The sequence below is a fragment of the Salipiger sp. HF18 genome, from assembly GCF_011806505.1.
GTDB classification, from domain to species: domain Bacteria; phylum Pseudomonadota; class Alphaproteobacteria; order Rhodobacterales; family Rhodobacteraceae; genus Salipiger; species Salipiger thiooxidans.
The window spans coordinates 1-1733 of record NZ_JAATOS010000686.1 but is presented as its reverse complement, the minus strand read 5'-3'; the positions used below and the strand labels follow the sequence as shown (position 1 = coordinate 1733).

Annotated in this window: 1 protein-coding gene and 1 pseudogene; both read right to left on the bottom strand. The window is 69.5% G+C overall.

Annotated elements, in window-relative coordinates:
* Positions 1-571: pseudogene (locus tag HC022_RS25890) on the bottom strand (hypothetical protein); the annotation flags it as partial.
* Positions 572-743: 172 nt separating this feature from the next.
* Positions 744-1601: a hypothetical protein gene (locus HC022_RS25885; protein WP_167454296.1), complete on the bottom strand. Its 858-nt coding sequence runs from the start codon at positions 1599-1601 to the stop codon at positions 744-746.
* Positions 1602-1733 lie beyond the last annotated feature (132 nt).

Here is a 1733-nt window from a genome sequence, read left to right as displayed (position 1 = left end):
CTCGGGCGCGGCGGACGGCGTCCTCCATCTCGGTCAGGTAGGTCTCGGCCTCCTGCACGGCGCGGGCGACGCGGTCCTGCTGGAAGGTGTCGACGCCCTCCATGCCCTTGCTCCGGAGCGGGTCGATGCCGAAGGCGGCAAGATGCAGCGCGGTGGCGCTGAGCCCGTAAAGCAGGGGGGCGGCGAATTGCATGGAATCGGCCTTGCTCAGGACCGCGATGGCGACGCCGAGCCCGGCGAGCCCGGCCGCGAAGATCTTGCGCGGAATCGCCGGACGGCGCGCCACGCGGCGTTCCGCGAAGGCGGCCTCGGCCCGCAGCCCCTCGCGCAGGAGCCACGCGCCCAGAAGCAGCACACCGGCGCCGGCAAGGCCGGTGGCGAGCTGTGCCGCGCCGCCGCCGAGCGAGGTTGCGGCCAGCACGATGGGCGGCGCGAAGAGCACGTTGGAACGGGCGCCGACCGGATCGACCCGCGCGTCCTTGTAGTGGCTGGGGCGGACGCGTTCTGCCGTCTCGGGGGCCTCGCCCTCGGGGGAGTCGGGGCTGTACTTGCCGCCGTAGCGCTGCGCCATATCAGAGCCCTCCGAGCCATCCCGAAGAGACCCCGAAAAGGAGCACGATCAGAAGAACATAAGCCGTTCTCTGCAGTGCAGAACCAGACATGCCGCCTCCAGTATTTCCGCGGTTCGTGGAAAACTTAGGGGCAAAGGCGGGAACTTGCTAGGGGAGTCGGCGCGGTTTCGCTCAGGCAGCGCGGTTGTGTGCCATGCGGTTCCACAGGAGGTCGGCCTCCAGTTCGAAGGCGTCACGCCCGGTCCTTGCACCGGCCTTGCGGGCGCGGTCCTCGAAGGTGTCACCCAGCGCGGTGACGCGGGCGACGTAGCGCCGGCGCGCCCGGACGCGGTCGACCGTATCCCAGGCCGCGACGAGCTGGTCGTTCTCGCGACGGAACAGTTCCACGAAGCGGACAACGGGCCTGCGCAGGCGCCTGATGCCGCCCGGATCCTCGCCCAGCGTGCGGATCAGCCCCATGATGCCGTTTTTCAGCGCCTCGACCTGGCGGGTCAGCTCGGTATCGCCGAGGTTGGCGACCTCGTAGACCATCTCGTCGAGCTTGGCATTGATCCGCTCCAGCGCCTCGAGCGCCAGGGGATCGGGGCCGGTCGTGTCTTCCTCGCAGGCGTTCCCGGTGCCGCAAATGCAGCCCTTGGGCGTCAGCGGGTCGAAGCCGAAGGCGGCGAGGCTGAGCCCGGTGGCGACGATGCCGAAGACCAGCGGCACGAGGAGGTTGGCGAAGTGATGCCCGGCAAGGATCAGCACCATCAGCCCGATCAGCAAGGCGCCCGCGATCTTGCGCGGAAAGCGGGGCGCGCGGGCGGCGGTCGCGGCGTCATAGGCGTTCTGGATCTGCTGGCCGCGGTGGATCAGCCGCAGCGCGGACAGCAGCATTGCCAGCTGTAAGACCGCGGCAAAGGCAGAGCTCGCGCGGCCCTGGAACAGCAGCAGGATCAGCGGGAAGGCCGCGAGGAACAGCAGCCCGAGACCCGAGTCGAGCGGGCCCATGCCGTCGTCCGCGCCGCGTGTCTCAGCGGTCTTGGCCATGTCGATCTCCCCCCGGTTCCATCCGTCACAGAAGATAGCTGAGGGCGAAAATCAGGACCCAGAGCGCCGCAAAAGCGAGCTTCGCGCCCGGGTTGCCGCTGTGGCGCAGCCGGAGCACTGCCGAGGACAGCG

What these genes read in the sequence shown, in the direction of transcription:
- HC022_RS25885 (WP_167454296.1), bottom strand. Translation starts at nt 1,601, where the DNA reads ATGGCCAAGACCGCTGAGACACGCGGCGCGGACGACGGCATGGGCCCG.